21 protein-coding genes, 1 tRNA gene and 1 pseudogene are annotated in these 25,102 nt (G+C 42.2%); 13 read left to right on the forward strand and 10 right to left on the reverse strand.

Translation table 11 applies throughout. From position 1 onward, the window contains the following. Nucleotides 1-17: 17 nt before the first annotated feature. The 4 genes from J7E26_RS07220 to fdhF all read right to left on the reverse strand — a co-directional run bounded on the left by J7E26_RS07220 (nucleotide 18) and on the right by fdhF (nucleotide 6,098). Nucleotides 18-1,202, reverse strand: coding sequence for a macrolide family glycosyltransferase (locus tag J7E26_RS07220; protein WP_214801160.1), 1,185 nt, complete (start codon nucleotides 1,200-1,202; stop codon nucleotides 18-20). Between the two features lie 19 nt (nucleotides 1,203-1,221). Next, entirely contained in the window at nucleotides 1,222-2,412 is a 1,191-nt protein-coding gene (locus J7E26_RS07225; RefSeq protein ID WP_214801157.1) for a cytochrome P450, read from the reverse strand. A gap of 205 nt (nucleotides 2,413-2,617) precedes the next feature. Further along, nucleotides 2,618-3,148, reverse strand: a complete 531-nt coding sequence (locus J7E26_RS07230; protein ID WP_214801154.1) for a helical membrane plugin domain-containing protein — start codon at nucleotides 3,146-3,148, stop codon at nucleotides 2,618-2,620. After that, nucleotides 3,141-6,098 carry a formate dehydrogenase subunit alpha gene (fdhF, locus tag J7E26_RS07235; RefSeq protein ID WP_214801151.1) on the reverse strand — a complete coding sequence of 986 codons (2,958 nt, stop codon included), beginning with the start codon at nucleotides 6,096-6,098 and terminating at the stop codon, nucleotides 3,141-3,143. The genes J7E26_RS07230 and fdhF overlap by 8 nt, the downstream gene beginning before the upstream one ends. 124 nt (nucleotides 6,099-6,222) lie before the next feature. Between fdhF and J7E26_RS07240 the strand changes: the two genes are divergently transcribed. The 4 genes from J7E26_RS07240 to J7E26_RS07255 all read left to right on the forward strand — a co-directional run bounded on the left by J7E26_RS07240 (nucleotide 6,223) and on the right by J7E26_RS07255 (nucleotide 7,815). Beyond that, entirely contained in the window at nucleotides 6,223-6,792 is a 570-nt protein-coding gene (locus J7E26_RS07240; protein ID WP_214801148.1) for a YjgB family protein, read from the forward strand. 102 nt (nucleotides 6,793-6,894) lie between these two features. Further along, entirely contained in the window at nucleotides 6,895-7,302 is a 408-nt protein-coding gene (locus J7E26_RS07245) for a ribosomal maturation YjgA family protein (RefSeq protein ID WP_214801145.1), read from the forward strand. Between the two features lie 43 nt (nucleotides 7,303-7,345). Further along, nucleotides 7,346-7,519 (forward strand): YjfB family protein, encoded by a 174-nt coding sequence (locus tag J7E26_RS07250; protein ID WP_214813218.1) that lies wholly within the window; start codon nucleotides 7,346-7,348, stop codon nucleotides 7,517-7,519. Nucleotides 7,520-7,641: 122 nt separating this feature from the next. Further along, complete coding sequence (locus tag J7E26_RS07255; protein ID WP_214801139.1) at nucleotides 7,642-7,815, forward strand: hypothetical protein; 174 nt, start codon at nucleotides 7,642-7,644, stop codon at nucleotides 7,813-7,815. A 206-nt stretch (nucleotides 7,816-8,021) separates the two neighbouring features. Here the strand turns inward: J7E26_RS07255 and J7E26_RS07260 are convergent, their stop codons facing one another. From J7E26_RS07260 to J7E26_RS07270, 3 genes are all read right to left on the reverse strand, one after another. Further along, a complete protein-coding gene (locus J7E26_RS07260; protein ID WP_214801136.1) occupies nucleotides 8,022-8,657 on the reverse strand; it encodes an MgtC/SapB family protein in 636 nt (211 codons plus the stop codon). Nucleotides 8,658-10,829: 2,172 nt separating this feature from the next. Then, complete coding sequence (locus J7E26_RS07265) at nucleotides 10,830-11,519, reverse strand: HAD family hydrolase (RefSeq protein WP_214801133.1); 690 nt, start codon at nucleotides 11,517-11,519, stop codon at nucleotides 10,830-10,832. A gap of 22 nt (nucleotides 11,520-11,541) precedes the next feature. Then, nucleotides 11,542-12,303, reverse strand: a complete 762-nt coding sequence (locus tag J7E26_RS07270; protein ID WP_214801130.1) for a DeoR/GlpR family DNA-binding transcription regulator — start codon at nucleotides 12,301-12,303, stop codon at nucleotides 11,542-11,544. A 256-nt stretch (nucleotides 12,304-12,559) separates the two neighbouring features. Between J7E26_RS07270 and lacG the strand changes: the two genes are divergently transcribed. From lacG to J7E26_RS07310, 8 genes are all read left to right on the forward strand, one after another. After that, a complete protein-coding gene (gene lacG, locus J7E26_RS07275) occupies nucleotides 12,560-13,960 on the forward strand; it encodes a 6-phospho-beta-galactosidase (RefSeq protein ID WP_214801128.1) in 1,401 nt (466 codons plus the stop codon). Between the two features lie 60 nt (nucleotides 13,961-14,020). After that, a complete protein-coding gene (locus J7E26_RS07280) occupies nucleotides 14,021-14,335 on the forward strand; it encodes a PTS sugar transporter subunit IIA (RefSeq protein ID WP_214801125.1) in 315 nt (104 codons plus the stop codon). A gap of 11 nt (nucleotides 14,336-14,346) precedes the next feature. Next, a complete protein-coding gene (locus J7E26_RS07285; RefSeq protein ID WP_214801122.1) occupies nucleotides 14,347-16,044 on the forward strand; it encodes a PTS lactose transporter subunit IIBC in 1,698 nt (565 codons plus the stop codon). Between the two features lie 29 nt (nucleotides 16,045-16,073). Then, complete coding sequence (locus J7E26_RS07290) at nucleotides 16,074-17,243, forward strand: galactokinase (protein ID WP_214801119.1); 1,170 nt, start codon at nucleotides 16,074-16,076, stop codon at nucleotides 17,241-17,243. A 3-nt stretch (nucleotides 17,244-17,246) separates the two neighbouring features. After that, a complete protein-coding gene (gene galE / locus J7E26_RS07295) occupies nucleotides 17,247-18,245 on the forward strand; it encodes a UDP-glucose 4-epimerase GalE (protein WP_214801115.1) in 999 nt (332 codons plus the stop codon). Nucleotides 18,246-18,250: 5 nt separating this feature from the next. Further along, nucleotides 18,251-19,747, forward strand: a complete 1,497-nt coding sequence (gene galT, locus J7E26_RS07300; RefSeq protein ID WP_214801112.1) for a UDP-glucose--hexose-1-phosphate uridylyltransferase — start codon at nucleotides 18,251-18,253, stop codon at nucleotides 19,745-19,747. Beyond that, on the forward strand, nucleotides 19,744-20,796 hold the full coding sequence (locus tag J7E26_RS07305) for an aldose epimerase family protein (RefSeq protein WP_214801109.1): 1,053 nt from the start codon (nucleotides 19,744-19,746) through the stop codon (nucleotides 20,794-20,796). Before galT ends, J7E26_RS07305 begins: the two co-directional genes overlap by 4 nt. 159 nt (nucleotides 20,797-20,955) lie before the next feature. After that, nucleotides 20,956-22,071 (forward strand): glycoside hydrolase family 53 protein, encoded by a 1,116-nt coding sequence (locus J7E26_RS07310; RefSeq protein WP_214801106.1) that lies wholly within the window; start codon nucleotides 20,956-20,958, stop codon nucleotides 22,069-22,071. A 275-nt stretch (nucleotides 22,072-22,346) separates the two neighbouring features. On the opposite strand, the gene J7E26_RS18535 is transcribed toward J7E26_RS07310, so the two are convergent. Continuing rightward, complete coding sequence (locus tag J7E26_RS18535) at nucleotides 22,347-22,523, reverse strand: hypothetical protein (RefSeq protein ID WP_311379516.1); 177 nt, start codon at nucleotides 22,521-22,523, stop codon at nucleotides 22,347-22,349. A 311-nt stretch (nucleotides 22,524-22,834) separates the two neighbouring features. Beyond that, nucleotides 22,835-23,023: a hypothetical protein gene (locus J7E26_RS07315; protein ID WP_214801103.1), complete on the reverse strand. Its 189-nt coding sequence runs from the start codon at nucleotides 23,021-23,023 to the stop codon at nucleotides 22,835-22,837. A 772-nt stretch (nucleotides 23,024-23,795) separates the two neighbouring features. Here J7E26_RS07315 and J7E26_RS07320 point away from each other — a divergent pair. Continuing rightward, a pseudogene (locus J7E26_RS07320) lies at nucleotides 23,796-24,797 on the forward strand (tyrosine-type recombinase/integrase); the annotation flags it as partial. Between the two features lie 130 nt (nucleotides 24,798-24,927). On the opposite strand, the gene J7E26_RS07325 reads toward J7E26_RS07320, so the two are convergent. Beyond that, nucleotides 24,928-25,000, reverse strand: a tRNA-Val gene (locus J7E26_RS07325). Nucleotides 25,001-25,102 lie beyond the last annotated feature (102 nt).

The following is a 25,102-nucleotide window of genomic DNA, read 5'->3' on the forward strand; positions in this document are numbered from 1 at the left end:
CGCTGCCTGTTTACATATCAATTTTCCACAACCGCCTCTTTTATAAAATCTTCAATTGCGGCTGCAGCCTGTTTAGCGCCGCCGGTTTCTTCAATTTTCTGCTGCATGTTTTTCACCCGGCTGAGGATGTTTTTATCTTGGTAAACCTTCTGAACGTCTTTTTGCAAACGGGACACACTGACCTCTCTCGGCGGCAGATGAACGCCGAGGCCCAATTCATCTACGCGCATGGCGGTTACCTCTTGTTCTTGCATTTGCGGCACCACAACGAGCGGGACACCCGCATTCATCGCTTCCATCGTACTGTTCATCCCGCCGTGAGAAACGAAGAGCTGGGCTTTTTCCAATATATCAAGCTGCGGGACGTGCTGGCGGATGATAAAGTGATCAGGCACATCGGTAAAGCTTTCCGGATCAATTGATGTGCCGACTGACATGACGACACGCCATTTTGAATCCCGAAATGCATCAATGCACATTTGATAAAATTCAGGCCATGCATTAAATGCCGTTCCGAGAGAAATGAGCATAAGCGGCCGGTCATCGGCATTCTCAAGCTCCAGACTTCCTGTATTTGTGCGTTCACCAAGAGACGGGCCCACAAAACAGAAGCTGGCATCAAAGGTTTCTTGTTTCGGCTGAAATGCCCTCGGCATAAAGACGATATTCAGTTTTTCAGGCTTAAAGAATTCTTCCATGGTCATATGTTTCACTTGCTCATTTTCGACCTCTTCCTGAAACTCCTCTATCGCTTGTTTTGCCGCTTCAATTATATTTTGGTCTTTTTTTATTTGAAAATGCTCATTTATCGCATAACTCGGGCAGAATTTCACAGCCGGAATACCGCATTTGTCGGAAAACAATCTTCCTGACAGAGCGAGAAAATCATAAAGAACGGCGTCGGGGAGGTCATCTTTGTACAGCTCTTCCAACTGCGGGAGCACTTCAGCCGCTTCTTTCAAAAACATCACAAAGGCATCGCTTTTATTCACCTGCTCTTTTATTGTCTCAGGGTCAGGCTTAATGCTCGTGCGGTATAAAACCGGGACGGCGCCGGTTTGTGAAACGGCATGTGCGAAGTCCTCCGTCGTAGCATATGTAACTCTGTGCCCTAGTTTGACAAGCTCCTCCGCTACCGGCAATGTGGGATTGACATGACCGTGAGCGGCCACATTAATAATGGCAATGTGATTTTTTTTCATCATTCTCTTCTCCCCTATATTAATTTGTCTTAAGTTCAAATACTGTTAAGCCGTACATGACGCTGTTTTGAATCGGCTCAACCCGGACGGGCTTCAGCTTGTGATATGTTTTTAAAAGCCCTCTCAGCGCGACCTCTGCTTCAAGCCTGGCAAGCGGCGCGCCTAAACAAAAATGAATGCCGAATCCAAAAGAAAGATGCGGATTCGGTTGACGGCGGATATCAAACACTTCGGCATTCTCGAATTTCTTCTCATCACGATTGGCTGACGCAATATAACCAAGAACCATTTCCCCGCTCTTCAAGAGGCGGCCGCTCAGCTCAATATCGTGTTTGACCGTCCTCCGGACAAACGGAGCAGGAGCGCGAAAACGCAACGTTTCTTCAATGACCAGCGGGATGAGCGAAGGATCCTGTCTCAGCTCTTCGTAAAGTCCCGGTGTTTCTAATATGCTGTATACCGTATTGGAGATGAGATTGGTCGTTGTTTCATTTCCCGCCACCAAAAGCAAGGTGCAAAACGGGAGCAGATCTTCTCCTGAGAGCTTTTCTCCTTCTGCTTTAATTAAAATAGAAATAATATCCTGGCCGGGCTGTTTTCTTTTTCCTTCTATAATCCTTGCAAAAAATGAGGCCAGTTCCCGCTCACATTCATCCCGTTCTTGCTCATTCACTTTCGCCGCTTCAGGGCTGTCATCCTTAGGCGTGCTGACAAGAATATCCGACCATTCTTTAAATTGGTCCATATGCTCGGACGGAACACCCAATAACTCCGAAATCACGATTACCGGCAAAGGATAAGATAAATCTTTAACAATATCAATGCTTCCCCTGCCCTGTGCCTGTTTCAGCAGGTCATCTGTGATTTGCTGAATTCTCGGCTCCCATTCTTTCAAAACCCGGGGAGTAAAAGCGCGATTGACGGCTGATCTGATACGGGTATGCTTTGGCGGGTCCATATTCAGAATGGAATTTCCGATCGAACTGATCATTTGCGGCATATGGCTGGAGAATGCCTCTTTATCACCAATGACTTTTTTTACATCATCATACAAAAACACGCTCCATACCTTGTTTTCTTCATCAAAATGAACGGGGTTTTCCCGCCTCATTTCTTCGTACCACGAAAAAGGGTCATATGCGTCTAGGCCGTTCTTTCCTTTCATCAGGGTTCTCTGGATCGCTTGTCTAGGATTCTTAAGCTTGCTCATGTTTTCTCACTCCTGATTGTGTCAATTTTTGAACTTTTGACGCCTTGATTTTTATCGTAGCACATCTTTTCAATTTTTTTCTATTCATAACCTTAACTATTAACATAACACAACAAAAGTCATAACAACGGGCGTGAAATTTATCCCAAGAAACCGTTCACAGCGCACAAAAAACCCGAGCCGCCTTCAGGCTCGGGAATGATCGTTACTCATTTGTATGGTGCTTTTGATTTTCGGGAGGCTGCGTGTTTCTCTCCATATCACTTGTATCCCCGCCCATTCCCTTTAAAAAAGAAAACAGCAGGGTGACGGCCTTGTTGATGTCCGGGTCTTTCAAAGCGCGGACGATATCAAAATAACCTGTCTTCTTATCATCGTCTTTTTCTTCAACAGCCTTTGTCACGCCCGCGTTGATTTTGACGATGAAAGGCTCAAGCTGTTTAACGTCAATCATGCCGAGCACGCCCGTCAAAAGCAGGAGGTTTTTTAACGTATTGGCGGTTTCTGGCGTATCAGCTTTTTTCACCATAATATCCATCACTTTGTCTCCCTGTCCGAAAAGCCCCCGCAGAAGGGCCAAAACGCCGCGCTCATTCATATGATGAAGAATGTTCAGGGATTCTAAAATAGCGTCCTTATTGTGTAAAAGGGCGGTCTCAATTTCTTCTAAATCCCGCCTGCGTTTCTCTTCGTCCGTTACGGTCTGTTTGCGAATGGTCTTGATTGCCTTAGCCATTTTGCTTTTTCCCCCTTTTTACCGCGTCTCCCGGAAACACATAATCCTTCCGCGCCCATTTCCGCTGGACTTGAACTCCGATCTGCGGCTGCGGGTTTCCGTGGCGGAAATTGATCTTCGGCAGCGGATTGATGCCTTCTTTCTTCAAGATTTCCATCTTGGCGGATGTTTCTTTATAAGCCGGTGTATCGGTATCCTTATCAGAATAGCTGCTCGTTAAAAGATTGACGGCTGCATCATTCGAATCGTTCATCGGCAAATACACTTGCTTGCCTTGGACACGGTCTGTGATGACGCATTTGACCTTCACATTCCCGTACGGCGATGTCAGGCGGACGAGCGTTCCGTCTTCAAGCCCTCTTTCTTCTGCCAATTCAGGCGATACTTCTAAAAACACACTCGGTGTTTTTTCAGAAATCCCTTTTGATTTATAAGTAAGGTTGCCTTCATGAAAATGCTCAAGCAGACGGCCGTTATTTACATGGATATCGTATTGTTCATCAAATTCCTTCGGCTCCGTCCACTGAACGGGATAGAGAATCGCCTTGCCGTCAGAAAACGGAAATTTGTCTGTAAATAAAAGCGGTGAATCGGTTCCGTCAGCCCCGACCGGCCACTGCAGAGATTTATAGCCTTCAAGACGTTCATATGTGACGCCGGCATAAAGCGGTGAAAGCATCGCTGCTTCTTCCATGATGTCCGCGGGATGATCGTAATGCCAATTTGCGCCTAACCGGTTTGCGACATCCATAATGATTTTCCAATCCGGTTTTGAGTCGCCAAGCGGCTCAAATACTTCGTAAAGGCGCTGCACCCGGCGTTCCGTATTAGTAAATGTGCCTTCTTTTTCAAGGCTCGGGCTTGCGGGAAGCACCACATCGGCAAACTCGGCCGTACGTGACAGAAAGATATCCTGTACAACGAAGAAATCAAGCTTTTCAAACGCAGCGTGGACGTGATTAATATTAGAATCAACAAGTCCCATCTCTTCGCCTTTCAGGTACATTGATTTCAGCTTTCCTGAATGGATGCCCTCAATCATTTCATGGTTTGTCATGCCGATTTCTTTCGGGAGATCCGTTCCCCAGCCCCGCTCGTATTTTTTGCGGGCCTTTTCGTCCGTTACTTTTTCATACCCCGGGAAGCTGTCCGGCATACTGCCGAAATCACTGGCCCCCTGCACGTTATTATGGCCGCGCAGCGGATAAGAGCCGGAACCCGGTTTTCCGTAGTTGCCGGTCACCAGAAGCAAATTAGAAATAGCGGTGCTCGTATCACTGCCTCCGATATGCTGGGTGACACCCATCGCCCACAGTGCGCACACACTGCCGGCCTCATGAATCATATGGGCGATTTTGATCAATGTGTCCTTGGCAACGCCGGTATGTTTTTCAGCGTATTCCATCGTGTACGGCTCGAGGCTCTCTACAAACTCATCTATCCCGTTGACCCGTTCACGCAAAAATTCCGAATCCGCCATATCATGATCGAGCAAGTATTTTGAAACGGCGTTGAGCCATACAATGTCAGATCCCGCGCGCGGCTGGAAGAACAGGTCTGAACGCTCAGCCATCTCATGTTTTCTCAAATCAGCGACAATCAGTTTTTGTCCGTGCAGCTTATGTGAACGTTTAATCCTGGTGGATAAGACGGGGTGCGATTCAGATGTATTTGAGCCGATAATCAGCACAAGCCCTGCTTTTTCAATGTCTTTAATGGATCCTGAATCACCGCCGTAGCCGACCGTCCTGAACAATCCGGCTGTCGCGGGAGACTGGCAGTAGCGTGAGCAGTTATCGACATTGTTGGTTCCGATGACGGCCCTTGCAAGCTTTTGCATTAAGTACGATTCTTCATTGGTGCACTTCGAAGATGTAATAAAGGCAAGGGCGTCAGGGCCGAATGTTTCTTTGATATCGGTAAATTTATCGGCAATCAGCTCAAGCGCTTCCTCCCATTCCGCCTCCCGAAACGCGTCTCCTTCGCGGATAAGCGGTTTAGTGAGGCGCTCTTCACTATTGACGAAATCCCAGCCGAACTTCCCTTTGACACATGTTGAAATTCCGTTGGCAGGCGCCTCCGTCTGCGGTTCAACCTTTAATATGTCTCTTCCTTTCGTCCATATATCAAAGCTGCATCCGACACCGCAATACGTACACACGGTTTTCGTTTTTTTAATTCTTTCGTCTCGCATGGCTGATTCCATGTCTGATATGGCAAGGATGGAGCCGTATCCGGTTTCAACGCCTTTTGTGATGTCAATCATCGGACGAAGCGTCTCTTTATTGATGCCTGTTAAATACCCCGCCTCGCCTTCCATTCCTTTTTCCATCATGGCATTGCACGGACAGACCGTTGAACAGTGCCCGCAAGACACACATGAAGATTCATTGATCGGAACATCATTGTCCCAAATGACCCGCGGGCGTTTGCGCTCCCAATCTATCGTAAGGGTTTCGGTGACCTGTACGTCTTGACACGCTTCAACGCAGCGTCCGCATAAAATACACTGATCCGGATCATATCGGTAAAACGGATTTGATTCGTCTTTGTGATACGGCTTTTGATCAAACGGAATGCTTTGGTGGTTGATTCTCATTTCTTTCACCGTGTTATGTACTTCGCATCCCCCATTGTTGTAATCACAAACAGTGCAATATAATTCATGGTTATATAAAATCTTGTCCATGCCGATAATTTGCGCTTTTTTCACATCTGACGAAAGTGTGTCAATTACATCTCCGTCCTTTATGTTCGCTGAGCAGGATCTCACCAATTCTCCATTTACATTAACGATACAGGTGTCACACGTCTCAATCGGGCCAAGGCTTGGATGATAGCATACTTGCGGCACTTCGATTGAGCTGTTGTTTAAAAGCTGCAGCACGGTTTGTCCGTCTGCGGCCTCCATCTCAACACCATTGATTGTTACTTTCTTTGTATCAGGCATTTTGATTTCCCCTTTCTGCACCCCTTTATACATCATCTATGATTCCCCAACCGGCCATTCAGTAAAACATCGCGTTTAGCCCGGAAGACCTTCGGGTACAAGAGGAAAAAAGGAGGCATTACATATGTTGAAGAAAAAAACGCTCATCACGGGATTATCGGCAGTTGTCCTGACAGGAACCGTTTTCGGTGCCGAAGCGTTTTCTGATTCAGAGCCCGTTCATGCTGCGGCTGCTTCTGAGACACCAGATCAAAGTGCAAAAGAGCTGGTGAACCGCCTTTATCAATCAGCCTTTAAAGGAGAAATGCCGCAAGACGTTAAGGGCTTGAAAATAAATCAAAGCACAAAGCAGGATGTGTATGATAAAATCGGCGAGCCTGAACGGAAAGCGGACGGCAGCAATCCATTTGACCTGTACAGCTGGAATATGGGACATCCCGGCTATGGATTTTCCTACCGCGAAAACGGAACAATCTCAGAAATCCGCTATTTCGGCACCGGTGTTGAACGCCGCTTTAACCTTGGCAGCGTAACGCCTGACGTCTTAAGCAAACAAATCGGCAGCGCCGATAAAACCCTTGCCGTACCGGGAACCGGTGAAACGGATTATGTTTACAATACAGGGGATTACGAACTCCATTTTGTCATCGGCAGCGGACAAAAAGCCGATCATGTGAATGTAAAAGCCAGATAGCACAAATAAAACAGCGGCCTTGGAGCCGCTGTTTTTCATAGACAGCTTACCCATAAATCCTTACAATACATGGGAGAACCTGTGTAAAGGGGAACAAGTGACGTGAGAAGAAATCGATTGGCATATGGCGCTTTGACCATACTCATCATTGCGCTCGGCTTATTATCCAGAACAGCATATACGACTGCCCTGCTTCCCGATGCGGTAAACGCTTATCTAGGGGATGCTCTGTGGGCCGCGATGATCTTTACGGGGTGCGGTTTCCTGTTTCGGCACGCACAAACAAAAACAGCCGCTGTGATAAGCCTTTCGTTTTGCTATATGATTGAATGCAGCCAGCTGTATCACGCGGCGTGGATCGACGCCATCAGAAACAATCCGCTCGGCGGGCTCGTCCTCGGCTATGAATTTGTTTGGAGTGACATCATCGCATATACAGTCGGGGTGTGCGCTTCTGCCTTTCTAGAATGGACAACGAAAAGCAAAAAAAGCCGGGCGCTCTCTTTATAATTGGCGTAAGCCGCCGATATGAAGAAATAAGGAGGTGGAATTTGTGGACATTCCCGCATTATCAATCGCTATGCACCAGACATCTCTGGCGCAAAATGTAAACATCGCTTTAACAAAAACGGCCTTACAAAATGCTCAGACTGCTTCGGAGGAGACCGTGAAAATGCTCTCCCCCCAGCATCCGACATCCGGCCATTCTATCGATCTGAAGGTATAAAAAAAAGGCTGTCAGGTATATTCTGGGCAGCCTTTTCTCCTCCCTTGGAATTGTACGTACACCATATCAGGGGAATAGGCATATGGTAAAGAGAATAAAAATTTCTTAGGGAGGTTTTCCTCTTGTACGATCCTTTTTTAACCGAATTTGCGCCCGGTGACGAACGGGTTCCTTATTATTATCCGAGGCCGCGCCCGCCTTATTATTACCCGAGACCCTATCCATACTATCCAAGACCGTACCCATACCCTTATTATCCGCGTCCCTATTTTCCGTACCATCCTTGGTATTATTGATGTTGAACACCCGTATTCCAAACAGAATATGCCCTGTACTCCGATCCTTTTCCGCCCGGATAATGGTGTGATTTTGTCATAAAAGAAAGAAAATGGCGGCTTCAGCAGAAAAACACGGCCTCCCCCATCCGGATACGATCAAACCTGAGCACGGCTTTAGACAAATGTATGATAATCGCAAAAAAGGGGATTGCCCCCTTTTTTTGCTATTCAACCTTTACAGACACCATGTATGGGACGGATTGAACGTTCTCCATCACTGCCGCTTTTCCGCTCCTGCTTTTCGCTCTGCCCTTCACTTCAAGAATGCCTTTATTCAGCTCATAGGAAGTAATGAGAATACCTTTCGCTTCAAGTGATTTTAAAATATCATAAGTAGCGGCCTGCTCCTCCGCTTGAAAGCTGATCACTAAAGAATAGGCTGCCGATCTAAAAAGAAAATTTAAAAGTTCTAGACCGATTAACGCTAAAATCGTGCCGCTGATCCCGATGACATACATACCGGCTCCGACCGTCAAGCCGATTCCAGACGTTGCCCAAATCCCCGCCGCCGTCGTGAGCCCGCGCACAACATGCCTTTGCAAAATAATTGTGCCGGCGCCTAAAAATCCGACGCCGCTGACCACTTGTGCCGCTACCCGGCTCGGATCAAAAGACGTATGATCTTTAGACAACAAATCAAAAAAACCGTATTTGGACACAATCATCATCAAGGCGCTGCCGACAGCAACTAAAAAATGTGTCCTCAATCCGGCCTCCTTTGCCCTGAACTCCCTTTCCAAACCGATGAGAGCACCAAGCAGCCCGGCAACCGCTAAACGAATCACAAAATCAAGTTCCATCGTCTCTCCCCTTTCCTTATCTTCTTACCCGATCTTACAGCACAATCATGCGGTGATCTTTTTTCAACTATCGGTATAAGGAGGTTTTATGAAATATATTCTTTGGTTCTTTAAATTATTGTGATTGATTTGCGGAGGATATAAAGCATCCGTTTCCAGGTATCTTATTTGCCTGCACGGCAAAACAAAGGAATATAAAAAAATACATACCGTTTCGCGAGAGAAGAAGAAGGCCCAAGCGGTTTATACCAATTGGGCATCGCCGAAAAAGGCTGGGAGGACTTATCAAAACCTATGAAAAAATGGAGAGCGTGTTTCTCTTTTTTATAGCACGGGAGAAATAGATGTCATTGAAGAATAATCATTACAAAAAAACAGGATGAAACCCGCAAACCGGCTTGTCTTTTTCGGCGGCCATCATCCTTTCGGATCGAACACCATCTCTCGGTAAGGAGAACACCTTATTCTAAGCCGAAAAAACAACAGCTGCACTCCCCTTCACCGCCATTTAACCGAAGATCATGATTTCTAGTAAACCAATCTTATTTTTTTAAATAGATATTCCGAAATAAACGATCGAAACAAGATATTGTAATAAATCCCTGTTCACCCTTAAAATACTAATTGATAGAATGGTATAAGGAGGTGAAAAAATATTCAAAGCGAACAAATATAGATCTCACCTAAATACATATTCATTGTTTTGCTGGTCATTATATTTATAAAGGAGGAAATGCTCAGCTAAAGGGATGCTATTTGCCGTATCTTTAGCCCTTGCTTCCGCTTCTTGTCCCAACATCAGTAGCTAAAGAAACCAATACTAACGCTACTAACGTCACCGGAATTACGAACTCGATTACTTATAATGAAAATATTCCCTCTATGATTAACATACAAAGCGATACCTCTGTGTCAAAACCTATTAAAGATGCTATTAGAACAATTTTAAAAAACAAACCAAAGCTTTTTATCTCGCAGAAAAAATAGCAGGCAAAATTATAAGAAATGATCTCGACTGAATATATTGAACCAGTATTAAAAGACTTATTGAATGAATATGCAGCCTTGAATTGGTCTGATGTGCAAAATAAGCTTTATCATTCACTTAAAAAGTCAGGACTGTCTGATAGTAAGGCTAAGAGTCTCGCCTACTGGACAACTTTGGCTATGAAAACTCTTTAATTTTTATTTATTAGGGGAAAAGCAAGAAAAAAAACGCACCATAATGTTAAGCCAACTAATTATGGCACTATCTTACTGGTTCTAGCCATTTTAAATTAAGTTAAAGTGCTGCTAGTTTCCGCTATGGTTTTTCGTGAGCTGAACAAGACAATCTTTACAGCTGTAATACTTGCTATTCCGGCCTGTCTGGCAATATTCGTTTTAACATTTATGATTCTTTTAAAAAATAAAATCGTTGATACTCCACCTAACCGTTTAGCATCAATATCATTTATTATTCCTGTTGGATTCTCTGTTCTTTGCGTACTATTGTACCTAGTTTAGTCATACATTTTTTTCGCAGCAATGCTGCAAATCATTTTTCAGGTGTTATACCCTTTACAACTCGTTTTCAAAACTATACATATTCACTTTACTGGTCAGCATGTTAGCTCTAGTCTGCATGCTTATTTTTATGACGATTGTAAAAGGGGTTGCACTCATTCTTAAAACTGCCTAATTGGTCGGCCTGCATTCTTAAGTTAATCTGCATAGGTTGTTATCTGCTTCTCTATAAAATATGTTTCGCATAGTACTGTTGGAAATATATCTATATTCTAAAGAGGAGAAATTCTTCTTTCATTCTTTATAGCTTTCTATTCCCGGGCTAAGACATGCTTTTACTAACCTGGGTAAAATCAGAAAAGAAAAACCAGGAGAAATGGAGGGATTAACACATATGGATAATATTAAATACACATTGTATTTTTCTATTTCTTTCGTTTTACAGCTCCTGTGGTTCTTCTTAATAAAGGAGAATTTTAATGTAACTATACTAGACATGGCAGTTATGTCTTTCTTCATCACCTTTTTCATGTTCATCATAGACAAATTGTTCAAAAAAAAGCAGGCCGCATAAGGCCTGCTTTTTCAATTGGTATTCTTCACTTTTAAATAATTCCAGCTTTCCTGCACACTATCAGCTGCCATGAAACATTGAATGAGAAAAAGTTACGGAAATATAGATGAACCAGCAATTACATCAAAAAACGCAGTAAAATCAGTGATAATCCCACCGCTCGCCAGTTGTTTTTCCTCAAATAACGAGCGGTTTTTTCCGAATGGATCAATGGCAATAATCTTGCCGATGCCCGCTTTCTTCGCCGCTGTAAGTCCTGAAAAGGCATCTTCAATGACTAAACATTCGTTTGGCATAAGACCTAATTTATTCGACGCAATCATAAATATGTCCGGTGCCGGTTTGCCAGGAAAGCTTCCGTCATCAAACGTTACTTTGTCAAAATCAAACCACTGGTCTAAATGAAAAACGTCAAAGTAAAATTCGACATTTTCCTTTACCGTAGCGGTCGCAATGGTCATTGGCATTCCTGATTTTTTCAGCCGGTTCAGTATATCCGCAAGTCCCTTTGTCAGCCTTAGTTCATCTTTGTTTTTAAGGCATAATTCTCTGTAATAGGCTTCTTTTTCAAAAGACATTTTTTCGATTTCCTCACTTGTTAAATCTTTCGAAATAAAATAAGTGAGGATTTCCTTGTTCGTTCTTCCATGAATGTTAATTAAAATGTCTTTATCCGAAATCGCTTTTGATGAATACTTCTTTACCATGAAAAACCATGCTTTTTCATGTAAATGCGAATCTTGAAACATAGTGCCGTTGAAATCAAAAATAATCCCTTTCATTGAATCGCTCTCCTGCCTTATTTTATTTTTTTGCGATTTTAACATCTACATATTGTTCGTAATGGATTTGAACATCCTTCATCACTTTATCATCCGTAATCAGGTAATCTATATCATGCAAATTATAGAAAACGTAAAAATCTTCCCGGTTGAATTTTTTATTATCAACAAGCAGAAATTTAGTTCTCGAATTATTCAGCGCAATTTGATGTGCTTCTCCTTCTTCAATGCTGTAAGAAGAAATTTCATCATTATGTATACCATTTGCACTAATGAACGCCTTTGTAAAATTGAATTTTTGCAGATTGCCGTTGACGATGGGACCTACGAATGCACCTGTATTTTTTCTGAAGTCCCCCCCAATCAGGATAATATCGGCAACGTCACCATGCTTTAAAATATCAAACACAGGATAGTTATTGGTAATAATTCGGATTCGCTTATGTAAAAGATGTTTAGCTAAAAGTTCAATTGTCGTACCCGGTCCCAGAAAAATGGTATCGCCGTCGTTAATATAGGATGCTGCCAGTTCTGCAATTGTACTTTTTTCCTCCATTTGAACGCCGAGTTTTTCGTGATGCGATAATTCCTGATCAATTGAGTAAGAAATACTCTGGGCGCCGCCATGAATACGCACAATTTTCCCGGCTTTATCAAGTTCATCTAAATCTCTTCTGACTGTCATGTCGGAAACATCCAGTCCATCAATAATGTCATTCACCGTAACAAACCCTCGGGAGTTAACGATATCAATGATTTTTAATAATCGTTCTCTTTTTAACATGTTCAATCATCCCCTTAACTTTAAACACAATTTAACACACGCGCAAACTCCGGTCAACAAAAACAAACACAAATGAACAACTTTACAAAACCCCTGTCACGCCAATAGAAATCGTCATTAAGTCTATAATTAGAGCCTTTATTTCTCAATGAAACTATTGACAACAAAAATGTATGCGTTTACTATTAAACAAAAGATAACAATTGTAAACATTAATAAACTTAATTTTTACATTGTTTTGAGGAGGATTCCAGTAATGCTCAAATTACCTCATGATTTTATTTTAGGCGGCGCGACTGCAGCGTATCAAGCAGAAGGCGCAACAAAAGAAGGCGGCAAAGGACCTGTTGCCTGGGATGAATTTCTTGAAAAACAAGGAAGATTCAGCCCTGATCCGGCGAGTGATTTTTACCGTCAATATCCGGAAGATATAAAGTTATGTGAAAAATTCGGAATTAACGGCATCCGACTTTCCATTGCCTGGACAAGAATTTTTCCGAACGGCACGGGTGAAGTCAATCAAGAAGGCGTAGATTACTATCATCATATGTTCGCAGAATGCCAAAAACGAAATGTCACTCCTTTTGTCACGCTTCATCATTTCGATACACCGAAAGAATTATTCGATAAAGGCGATTTTTTACATCGTGACACAATAGAAGCGTTTGTTAACTATGCGGAGTTTTGTTTTGAAGAATTTACCGAAGTCAGATATTGGAGTACTTTTAATGAAATTTATCCCGTAGCCACTAACCAGTATTTACTGGGTGTTTTTCCGCCGTCTATTGAAAGCGATCTCACAAAGGTCATTCAATGCTTACATAATATGATGGTGGCGCACGCAATGACCGTTAACCTATTCAAGGAGGGCAGCTATCCTGGTGAAATCGGCGTCGTTCACTCGCTGGAGACAAAATATCCCGCCAGTGACTCAGAAGAAGATCGCCACGCCTGTTTCCTTGATGATGCGTTATCAGTCAGACTCCTCCTCGATGCAACTTACCTCGGTTACTATTCAGAGGAAACCATGCTTGCTCTAAATGAAATCTGTCAAGCAAATGGAGCTTCATACGAGTTTTCAGACAGCGATTTTGAAATCATGAAAAAGGCTTCAACGCGAAATGATTATCTCGGCATTAATCATTATCAATGCCATTTCGTTAAAGCGTACAACGGTGAAACCATGATTCACCATAATGGAACCGGAGACAAAGGCACTTCGGTTTATAAAGTAAAAGGGATCGGCGAAAGAATCTACAAAGAAGGGCTGAAAAGAACCGATTGGGACTGGCTCATCTACCCTGAAGGAATGTACGACATCCTGATGCGTATTAAACAAGATTATCCGCAGTATAACAAAATTTACATTACCGAAAATGGCATGGGGTATAAGGACGAATTTGAAGACGGCATCATTATGGATAAAGCAAGAATCGAATACTTAAAAGTGTATTTAGAAGCGATCAGTAAAGCGATTACTGACGGCGTCAATGTAAAAGGGTATTTCTTATGGTCCTTAATGGATTTATTTTCTTGGACAAACGGATATAACAAACGCTACGGTCTTTTCTATGTCGATTTCGAAACTCAGAAACGATATCCGAAAGAATCCGCCTACTGGTACAAACTGGTGAGTGAAACAAAAACGATTATTTAACGATGACACATGGTGAAAAGGATCTCTTTTCATCATGTGTTGCCTTAGGAGGTTTTTTTAATGACTAAAGAAGAATTACAAATGCTCGGTTTTGAAATTGTGGCTTATGCCGGAGATGCCAGAAGCACACTATTAACATTACTAAAAGAAGTGCGTGCCGGAAACTTCGAAAATGTGGAAGCAGGATTAGAAAGTGCCGATGAAAATTTACATCTCGCCCACAATGCACAAACGAAAATTTTAGCAGAAGAAGCCCAAGGCAAAGACATGGAATTAGGTTTTATTTTTATACACGGGCAAGACCACTTAATGACAACTCTGCTTATTCGGGATCTCATCCAAGATTTTATAGAGCTCTATCGAAGCCGTCAATAAGGAGTGGAATAATGAACGGTATCATCAAGCAAATCGAAAAGGGAAAACCCTTTTTCGAAAACATTTCAAGAAACATTTATTTAGGCGCAATCCGTGACGGCTTCTTAACCGCCATGCCTGTCATTTTGTTTGCAAGTATTTTTATTCTGATTGCTGCTGTACCGGAAGTATTAGGATTCTCCTTCCCTAAAAGCGTATCCAAATGGCTCTGGAAAGTGTATAACTATTCAATGGGAGCCCTTGGTCTGATTGTGTCGGCAACCACAGCAAGATGTCTGAGTGAATCAATGAACCGCAGATTGCCAAAAAACAAAGTGATTAACTCCGCCTCCGCGATGCTTGCTTCTATTGTTGGGTTTCTTATTTTAAGCGTTACTCAAATTGACGGCGGTTTTTCAACAGAATATTTAGGTACAAAAGGTCTTTTAGCTGCTTTTGTCTCTGCATTTATTACGGTGAATGTTTATAAGTTCTGCGTGCTGAAAAATATCACAATTAAAATGCCCAAAGAAGTTCCGGGAACCATTTCACAAACGTTTAAAGATGTCTTTCCGTTCGCCTTTTCCGTACTGACAATGGTGATCATAGATTTAATCGTCAGAAATATGCTGAACGTGTCTTTCGCAGAAGCTCTCACTGCTCTGCTATCACCGTTGTTTACTGCCGCTGATGGTTATCTGGGAATCTGTATGATTTGGGGGATGATGGCCCTTTTCTGGTTTGTCGGCGTACACGGGCCTTCTATTGTAGAGCCGGCTATCGCGGCTATTATTTATGCAAATGTGGAAACAAACTTGCAGCTTCATAATGCCGGTGAACAAGCATCCAACGTGCTGACAGTCGGACTTGGAAACTTCGTCGGTACAATGGGAGGAACCGGCGCAACCCTTGTTGTTCCATTTATTTTCCTTCTTATTGCAAAATCCAAACAATTGAAAGCAGTCGGAAAAGCGTCTGTAGTACCAGTATCTTTTGCAGTGAACGAACCACTTCTCTTTGCTGCACCAATGATTTTAAATCCTTATTTTTTCATCCCATTTATTTTAACACCGATGGTTAATGTCTGCCTGTTTAAGTTTTTTGTTGATGTGATCGGAATGAACAGCTTTATGTATGTTCTTCCATGGGCAACGCCTGCACCAATCGGCCTGATTCTCGGAACAGGTATGGGACTCTCGGCTTTTATTCTTGCAGCCGTATTAATTATCGTCGATTTCCTTATTTATCTTCCATTCTGTAAAGCTTATGACAGCGAATTAGCGGCTAGAGAAGCTAAAAGTACTGAATCGGAAATTGCTGCTGAAACTTCTCACGCAGCACAGGCAGCAGAAGATACAGCCTCTGTCATAGATACAAATCTTCAAATGAAAGAATCTTCACCGGCCCTGGAACAAAGCACCAATGTTTTAGTATTATGCGCAGGCGCAGGAACAAGCGCTATGCTTGCTAACGCACTGACAGAAGGCGCTGAAGAATACAATGTGCCGATCACTGCCTCAGCAGGCGCCTACGGATCTCATTACGACATCTTGAAAGACTTCGATATCGTCATTCTAGCTCCGCAAGTAGGCTCTTATTATGATGACATTAAAGAAGATACAGACCGCTTACAAATTAAACTCGTCGCCACAAAAGGTGCAGAATATATCAACCTCACCAGAAATTCGGAAAAAGCAATTACATTCATACTGGAACATACCGCTGAATAAAAATCAGACTGTAAAATTGGAGGCTTGTCATGGAAACAAAACTTTTGAAAACAAAATTCGAAGACGTTTTCAATCGGCAGGACGGAGAATTATTTTTCGCACCGGGACGGATTAACCTTATCGGAGAGCATACGGATTATATTGGCGGGCATGTTCTTCCTTGTGCCATTACACTCGGGACATATGCTGCAGGTGCGAAACGGGAAGATCATCAAATTCGGCTCTACTCGGAAAACTTCCCGGACATCGGCATGGTTTGTTTCGATCTTCACGATACAGCTTACAGAAAAGAAGATAACTGGACCAATTATCCGAAGGGAATGATTCGTTACCTGCAAGAAGCCGGCCATAAAATAGACAGCGGATTGGATATTTTCTTTAACGGGAATATCCCGAACGGGGCCGGATTAAGTTCCTCTGCTTCAATTGAAATGCTGACAGGCGTTGTCTTAAGAGACATATTTGACCTGGATGTTTCTGATCATGATTTAGTGTTAACCGGAAAAAAAGTTGAAAATGAATTTATCGGTGTCAATTCCGGAATTATGGATCAGTTTGCGGTACAAAAGGGAAAAAAGGATATGGCCATTTTATTGGATTGCGAAAAGCTTGAATATGAAATGATACCGGTTGTTTTAGATGGATATAAAATCGTCATCATGAACACGAACAAGCGCAGGGAGCTTGCGGCTTCAAAATATAATGAGCGCCGCTCTGAATGCGAAGCGGCCCTTTTGGAACTGCAGCAATATCAGAAAGTGAACTCGCTTGCACAGCTTACAGTGAAAGAGTTCGAAAAATTGGAAACTCATCTGTCTTGTGAAACGTTGCGTAAAAGAGCCCGCCACGGGGTCAGCGAAAATGAACGGACCCTCTTAGCCGCAAAAGCATTAAAAGCGAACGATTTAAAAACCTTCGGGGAACTGATAAATGCGTCACACAGATCTTTGCGTGATGATTATGAAGTAACGGGTGCCGAATTAGACATATTAGCAGAAACAGCCTGGGAAGAAGGAGCCCTCGGAGCAAGAATGACAGGCGCGGGTTTCGGCGGCTGTGCGATAGCGATCGTGGAAAGCGAAAAAACCGACAGCTTTATCCGGGGCGTTTCATCTAAATATCTTGATAATACAGGACACGAAGCTTCATTTTACATAGCAGATATTAGTGATGGAGCGAATAAATGGAAGGAGAAATAGATGATGACAGTTCTGGTTCTGGGCGGAGCAGGTTATATTGGTTCTCATGCCGTCGATCAGTTAATTAACAAAGGATATGAAACGGCAGCAGTGGATAATTTGCAGACAGGCCATAGAAAAGCCGTTCATGAAAAAGCACGGTTTTATCACGGTGATATTCGCGATAAAGAGTTTCTTCGTTCTGTTTTTGAAAAAGAGAGTGTGACAGGGGTGCTCCATTTTGCGGCTCATTCCCTTGTCGGCGAATCTATGAAAACTCCCCTTTCCTACTTCAATAATAATATTTACGGTACACAAATTACACTGGAAGTGATGAAGGAATTCGAAGTAAAAAACATTATATTCTCTTCTTCCGCCGCTGTCTACGGCGAACCTGAGCGTGTACCCATTACAGAAGAAATGCCGACGAATCCGAAAAGCGCATATGGCGATACAAAACTCATAATGGAAAAAATGATGAAATGGTGCGATATTGCCTGCGGTATAAAATATGTTTCTCTCCGGTATTTTAATGTTGCCGGAGCGAAAATGGACGGCTCCATCGGCGAAGATCACAAACCCGAAACACACCTTGTCCCTATTATTTTACAAGCAGCGCTCGGTCAGCGTGAGGAGCTTTCGATATTCGGTAATGACTACAATACAAAGGACGGCACGTGCGTACGCGACTATATCCATGTCGTTGATTTAATCGATGCCCACATTCTCGCGCTGGAATACTTGAAGAACGGCGGGGACAGCAGCATTTTCAACTTAGGTTCAAGCACGGGATTTACAGTCATGCAGATGGCGGAAGCTGCACGTGAAGTGACTCGCAGGGAAATTAAAACAAAAGTCGCAGAAAGAAGAGCAGGAGATCCAAGCACGCTCATTGCTTCAAGCGATAAAGCAAGAAACATTTTGGGATGGAATCCGAAACATACAAGTGTCTCGGAAATCATCGGAACTGCATGGAAATGGCATCAGGGGCATCCAAACGGATACAATGATGAATTCAATTAAGGTGGATGGTAATCGTGATTTTTGAATCAGTGGCAGGGTTTTTACAGGCCAGTATCGCCTCGGGTGATATGGATGAAATGGATGTTATCTACAAGCGAAATCGGCTTCTTGATTTACTCGGGCTGACAGATTATACAGAGCCTAAGCGGATTAAAAAACAGAGCCGCCTTCTCTGCCTGGACGAAATGGTCGAAGATGCGGTGAAACGAGCAATTATTAACGATACACTGGCTGAAAAAGAAATGTTAGAAAGCAAAATAATGGATGTCATTACGCCGGCGCCTTCGTTTATCAATGCCAAATTTAACGAACTGTTTTTAGATCACCCGAAAAAAGCAACAGATTATTTTTATCAGCTGAGTAAGAACAATGATTATATTAAAACGCGTGCGATTCAAAAAAATATTGTTTACAGTTCAAAAACGCCTTTTGGAGAACTCGAAATCACAATCAATCTATCAAAGCCGGAAAAAGACCCTAAAGAAATCGCCGCGGTGAAAAACAGTCCAGCGGGCGGCTATCCCAAATGTCCGCTTTGTATGGAAAACGAAGGATATGCCGGAAGATTAAATCACCCCGCGCGTTCGAATCATCGCATCATTCGATTTGACTTAGCCGGCGAAAAATGGGGATTTCAATATTCCCCATATGCGTATTATGGCGAGCATGCGATTTTTCTGTCAAGCGTGCACAAACCGATGAAAATCGATCGTGACAGTTTCAGAAGGCTCCTTTTGATTACGGAGAAATTTCCGCATTATTTTGTCGGCTCAAATGCAGATTTACCCATCGTAGGAGGATCGATTCTTTCACATGATCACTATCAAGGCGGAGCCCATCATTTTGCAATGGCAAAGGCGGAGTCCTTTTACCCTTTTGAAATGCAGCATTTTCCGCAAGTTCAGGCAAGTGTCGTGAAATGGCCGATGTCAGTTATTCGCCTCCGGGCAAAAGATCCCAAAATGCTGACAGATGCGGCAGCTGCTGTTCTTGAAAAGTGGCGCGCTTATACAGATGAAGCCGTTAACATCATTGCTAAAACAAGTGAATGGCATAATACCGTTACCCCCATCGCAAGACGCCGGGGAACAGATTTTGAAATGGATCTCGTCCTAAGAAATAATCGCACGACTGAAGAATACCCTGATGGAATTTTTCATCCGCATCAAGATGTTCAGCACATAAAAAAAGAAAATATCGGCTTGATTGAAGTGATGGGGCTGGCCGTTTTACCGCCGCGGCTTAAAAACGAGCTATTGGAAGTAGAAAAGTATTTGCTGAATGCGTCACATGATATAAAAGAAATCCATCGATCGTGGGCTGAAAAAATCAAAATGAAGCAGGACGTTACTCCTGAAAATGTAACCGCTGTCTTGCAAACAGAAGTAGCGAATGTATTTTTACGCGTACTGACTGATGCAGGTGTGTTTAAAATGACGGACGATGGAATTCATGCTTTTAAACGATTCACAAAATTACTTGAGGATGGTGCCAAAAAGTGAAAATCACGAAAACAATTTTTGGACATCTTGAAAACGAAGAAGTTGTCGAATATGCCCTTGAAAATGACAACGGTTTAACACTCAGAGCTTTGAATTACGGAGCAATAGTCACTTCTATCGAAATGAAAGATTCGAAGGACAATTTAGAAAATATCAGTTTAGGCTTTCGGACGCTTGAAGACTATTTGAAATACTCGCCGTATTTTGGAGCTCATGTCGGACGGGTGGCCGGACGGATAGCAGACGGCCAATTTGAAATTGACGGAAAACCGTTCGTTATTGATAAAAATGATGGAAATAATCATCTTCATGGCGGAAAACACAATTTCAGCAAAAAAATTTGGGACGCGGAAACGAGTATCAATGAAAATAGTGTTTCACTCGTTTTTCGTTACACCAGCCCAGACGGAGAAAATGGTTATCCAGGAACGCTTCATGCCATCACTTCTTATACGCTGACAAATGATGATGAGTGGGTCATCGATTACCATGCGGAAACAGACAAACCGACCCTTTATAATCCAACCAATCACATTTACTTTAATTTATCGGGATCTGTCAAGGAGACGATTTTAGATCATCACCTCTTTGTCAGCAGCGAGTCTTATGCCCCCCTCAGAGAGGACGGCATTCCGCTCGGAAACATCATTCCATCAGCCGGCACCGTTTTTGATTTAACCGCTCCGGCACCGATTCGGCGGGCTGCCGAAAGCGATGACGAGCAAATTACATTCGTAAAACAAGGGTATGACCACCCCTTTGTACTCTCTCATAAAAAAAATGAGCCGGATGCGATTCTTTCCCATGAGAAAAGCGGCCGGGCCGTTTACATGTTTACGGATGCCGATGCTGTCGTCATTTATTCAGGCAATAAGCTAAAAGGAAACTTTACTATCGGCGGTTATCCGGCCGGAAAACACAGCGGGATTACCATGGAAACGCAAGCATTGCCTGATGCAGTCCATCACGAAGATTTTGGCGACATTGTGTTAAGACCGGAAAAACCATTTTCTTCACGGACAATTTATCAATTTAAAGTAACTGAATAAACGAGAGAAATGTCATTAGCCTTTTACCAGAGAACACCGGCGAGGCAAACCAATTAAACAAGTCAGAACCTCCCCTCAGAAAGCCGCTGGGTTGTCTTAAGAGTAAAAACAAGAAGCAGCCGGGTCAATAAAGATTTTTTATCCCAGGAGGTCATTTTTATGTTAAAAAACCATGTAAAACGTTTTTTGGTAAAAATCATCTGTCTATCTCTTGCTTTCACTGGTTTTGCGATTTTCAACGTTTTTCAAAAGGCAGAAGCGGCGGCTCCTTTTGCTTATGGAGCTGACATAGGCTGGATGAAACAAATGGAGGATGAAGGTGTACGCTGGCTGGATGACAGCGGAAAGCCGGCAGATTCTTTACAGATTCTGAAAGACCACGGAATGAATTCCGTCAGGCTGAGAGTTTTCGTGAATCCGCCAAGCAGCTATTATTGGCTGAAAGACGGCACAACCTGGACAATGCTCGGTTATAGCGACAAAGCCGGCGTGCTTGCTGCAGCAAAAAGAGCAAAAGCTTTAGGAATGAAGGTAATGGTTGACTTCCACTATAGTGATGTTTTTGCAGACCCTGGCCATCAGATAAAGCCGAACAAATGGGCCGGATACACCAATACCCAGTTACAAACAGCCGTATATAACCATACTTACGATGTCATGAGTGAATTAAAAAATCATGGCATATCTCCTGATTGGGTGCAGGTCGGAAATGAAATCAACTCAGGGATTATGCTGCCGGATGGCAGTACGAACGATTTCAGTAAATTGACTGGATTCCTTAATAAAGGCTATGACGCAGTAAAGGCGGTCAGCCCCTCCTCCAAGGTGGTCAGTCATTTAGCACACGGGACAAACAACAGTCAATTCAGATGGTGGTTTGATCAATTCTTCAAAAATGGAGGCAAAACCGATATTATCGGTGTATCATTCTACCCCTATTGGGAAGGTAAGCCCTACTGGGAACTCACCGGTGATTTATCGTCCAATTTAAATGACATCGCATCACGCTATAACAAAGAAGTGATGGTTGTTGAACTGGGCGGAGACGAAAATAACCCTAAAGATTCATACTGGACAATCAGCGATACAATAAAAGTAGTAAAAGCCGTTCCGAACGGCAAAGGGATCGGAGTATTTTATTGGGAACCCGAGGCTCACTCAAGTGTTCTTTCAGATGGTTATCCATTAGGCGCGACTGCCAAAGTTTCTAAAAACGTCTTGAAATATACAACCGCTATCGATGCTTTTAGTGACGCAGCGAAAGGAAAGAACTGATCAATTACAAAAAATGATGCATGACACCGGAAACCGGCGGCTTCGTTTTACACTCATACTCTTTATGGCTTTATAAGTAACAGAAGACAGCCGGTTTTGACGTTAAGAATAAAAAACATTTTCTGAGGAAAGGAGTAATCTTGTGTTTGTTTTTCCGATGAGTTGACCCCGAACCCGCATACTAAAGTCAATCACAGGAATAACGAAGAAACTTCAGCATTCTTCCCGGCGAAAAATTTTTTCCTTTTCACTTTACTAAGCCCCCTTAACGCACCCTAAGAATCAGCCCGACTGACTAACTGTTTGACTTTATACCCGATAACAGCAAGATAAATTACGATAATACAAATCAACGCACCTGTTCCAAAATAAGTTTGCGAAAATAAGTAAACACTTACCCCGCCGAAAATGATGTACATAATGATGTCAAAGATAATTTTCTTATTAGTCATTTTGATTTCCCCCATCTGCATGATTCGGGGTGCTTGTTTTTAAAAACACCCATATTTTATAAAATATACAATATTTTGCACCCGCAACTTTCTAACAATAATTTTTTCCTTTACTGGTACTATACGTAAATATACCGATTTATTAAAAACATGTTAACACACTATTAGAGGTGGAAGAATGGTAAAGCATTATAAAAGATTCTTATAAACTACATTTGAAACAAAATCAGTAAATACCAATGACTGATTTACTGGGTGCAGTTTACAGAGAACATAAAAAAGCATCCAAAATGGATGCTCATTAATGAATTTTATCTTTTTTTCACATCAAATTGCGTTACAAGTCTCATATTAACATTTGCAATACGCTTACCATCTTCAAACTCATACCAATGCTCACATTCTTGCAATTCTTTTATAAGTTCTTTTTCAGATTCTGCAATTACTTTAGCTGTTCTTATATTTTCATTGTCAAACCAAAAAACAACTTCAAATTTCATAATCTTTCACCTCTTGCTTTATTATCGGATAAGAGGTCTAGAAATGAAACGGCTCGCAAAATTTGTCGAACGAAAGTGCCCTTCATACCTCAGAACGCTCCTGTGCGTTTTTATTGGGCATTTTCTTTTCCCGTTTCGTGTCATCCCTCCGTTCAAATAAAAAACGGACACTGATCAGAGCACAGTGATTCTGTGCTCTGATCAGTGTCCGCAGGCTTTCCGTCTTGGACTTAATTATTAGTTTTCTCAATTGATAGAGCAATAATTAAAACAAGGAAGGAAGTAGTCCCGAATATAATGAAAAACATTTTCCCATGAAGGTAATTATATAAGAAAAAACCACATAATATGACTACGATTAAACAAGATATTAATTTACAAAAGCACAAAAAAAATCCTGTTTTTTTCTCGCACTTTCTCTTCTTCTTCTTTTAAAAAGGGTGAATCAATAGTGCTATCCTATTCCTTTCAGGAACAGAAACTAGAAGCCAGCAATAATCACCTCTTTTTCTCTATATACCTATCAATCTCTTTAAAGTAAGCTGTAGCCGTGAATGAAATGATTGCGCTTATTAACGTGATGTTCGCTTTCATGTCCGGCCTGTAATCGTGTTGGAAATATATCCAGAATCCGCAGTCCATCAGCAGAAACAGTATCCTGAGAATCATAGGTTACTCTCAATCATTCGCGCCCTCCTTATCCTTTTCATAGGACCCAATCTAATTGTTAACCAGCTCCAAAACACTCGACTGACCTCGTTCAGCTTTTTGATCATTCGCAGAGAAGTGGGTTGAAAAGAAACTCTTTAATAAGAATGGTAAGCCTTACTATTTTACAACATCTGTAAAATATTCAAACCACTTAAAAAATCATATCCTCCCAGCATTAGGTCATAAAAAAATAGACAAAATAAAAAGTCTTCATATTGTTGATTTTATTGATGATTTATCTAAAGATGGAGCTAGAAAAGATGGAAAGCCTGGCGGATTAGGTGATCAAACAATCAAAGATATATTTAAAATTTTACAAGCATTATTTAAAACTGCCACAGAGGAATGGAAATTGATAAAAAACGACCCTATTGAGGGATTGAGTTCGCCAGAAGCTGAGAATAAAGAAATGAACTTTCTTGAATCTGATGAAGCAGCTGAATGTATTAAAGTGTTGTATGAAATAGATATTAAATGGCGCTTATATTATCTTGCAGCTCTGATCGGGGGGCTTCGTAGAGGGGAAGCTCTTGCCTGTGAATGGCACTTGGATGTAGATTGGGACAAAGGTGGAATATACGTAAATAGATCAATTTCTAAAACAATTAACGGAGAGCCTCATGTCAAAAGCCCAAAGTCAAAAAGTTCTCAACGATTCGTCAAAATGCCTGATTTTTATATGAATGAGCTGGCGAAATATTATCGCATATGGAAAAAAGAAAAATTATTGCTTGGCGATGCCTGGGAAGGCGGAGAACATCAATATGTGTTTCACAGTGGTAAAGGAAAACCTTACTACTATACAACCCCTACCGCAAAATGGACTAAAATAAAAAAGAAGTACGGTCTAAAAGATGTTCGTCTTCATGACTTGCGGCATACTATGGTGGCTCTCCTTATGGAAGCTGGCGAAAGTCTCAGTGCTATTCAACGAAGAGCTGGACATGCCAGTGCTCGAACAACTAGTGATATTTATGGTCATGTTACCGAGAAACTCGAAAATAGCACAGTAAAACACTTTAACCAGTTCGATCCTAGAAACCTAGCACAAAAACAGAGTTGATTTTGAATTCCCCTTCAAAATCAGCTCAAAAAAATAATTTCGTCCCCAATTCGTCCCCAACTCGATTAATGATGACAAAATCAATAAATAAGCAAAGTAAAAAACCCTTGCGTAGCAAGGGTTTTGGCTATGATTCCGACTGGGCTCGAACCAGCGACCTCTACCCTGTCAAGGTAGCGCTCTCCCAGCTGAGCTACGGAATCATGATATGTATGTGTTTCTGGGTATGTTGTTGTCTCTCTGACATTTACAATTATATAACCTGCTTCCCCATTCGTCAACACTTTTTTATAAAAAATAAAAAA

Source organism: Bacillus sp. ISL-51, from assembly GCF_018613535.1.
Lineage (GTDB): Bacteria > Bacillota > Bacilli > Bacillales > Bacillaceae > Bacillus.

Bases quoted from the DNA above. Each gene is read 5' to 3' on its own strand.
- fdhF (WP_214801151.1), bottom strand. From the start codon at position 6,098: ATGCCTGATACAAAGAAAGTAACAATCAATGGTGTTGAGATGGAGGCC.
- J7E26_RS07260 (WP_214801136.1), bottom strand. From the start codon at position 8,657: ATGGAACTTGATTTTGTGATTCGTTTAGCGGTTGCCGGGCTGCTTGGT.
- lacG (WP_214801128.1), top strand. From the start codon at position 12,560: ATGCTCAAATTACCTCATGATTTTATTTTAGGCGGCGCGACTGCAGCG.
- J7E26_RS18535 (WP_311379516.1), bottom strand. From the start codon at position 22,523: ATGACTAATAAGAAAATTATCTTTGACATCATTATGTACATCATTTTC.
- J7E26_RS07290 (WP_214801119.1), top strand. From the start codon at position 16,074: ATGGAAACAAAACTTTTGAAAACAAAATTCGAAGACGTTTTCAATCGG.
- J7E26_RS07230 (WP_214801154.1), bottom strand. From the start codon at position 3,148: ATGGCTAAGGCAATCAAGACCATTCGCAAACAGACCGTAACGGACGAA.
- J7E26_RS07270 (WP_214801130.1), bottom strand. From the start codon at position 12,303: ATGTTAAAAAGAGAACGATTATTAAAAATCATTGATATCGTTAACTCC.
- J7E26_RS07225 (WP_214801157.1), bottom strand. From the start codon at position 2,412: ATGAGCAAGCTTAAGAATCCTAGACAAGCGATCCAGAGAACCCTGATG.
- galE (WP_214801115.1), top strand. From the start codon at position 17,247: ATGACAGTTCTGGTTCTGGGCGGAGCAGGTTATATTGGTTCTCATGCC.
- J7E26_RS07315 (WP_214801103.1), bottom strand. From the start codon at position 23,023: ATGAAATTTGAAGTTGTTTTTTGGTTTGACAATGAAAATATAAGAACA.
- J7E26_RS07310 (WP_214801106.1), top strand. From the start codon at position 20,956: ATGTTAAAAAACCATGTAAAACGTTTTTTGGTAAAAATCATCTGTCTA.
- J7E26_RS07240 (WP_214801148.1), top strand. From the start codon at position 6,223: ATGTTGAAGAAAAAAACGCTCATCACGGGATTATCGGCAGTTGTCCTG.
- J7E26_RS07285 (WP_214801122.1), top strand. From the start codon at position 14,347: ATGAACGGTATCATCAAGCAAATCGAAAAGGGAAAACCCTTTTTCGAA.
- J7E26_RS07220 (WP_214801160.1), bottom strand. From the start codon at position 1,202: ATGAAAAAAAATCACATTGCCATTATTAATGTGGCCGCTCACGGTCAT.
- galT (WP_214801112.1), top strand. From the start codon at position 18,251: ATGGTAATCGTGATTTTTGAATCAGTGGCAGGGTTTTTACAGGCCAGT.
- J7E26_RS07280 (WP_214801125.1), top strand. From the start codon at position 14,021: ATGACTAAAGAAGAATTACAAATGCTCGGTTTTGAAATTGTGGCTTAT.
- J7E26_RS07265 (WP_214801133.1), bottom strand. From the start codon at position 11,519: ATGAAAGGGATTATTTTTGATTTCAACGGCACTATGTTTCAAGATTCG.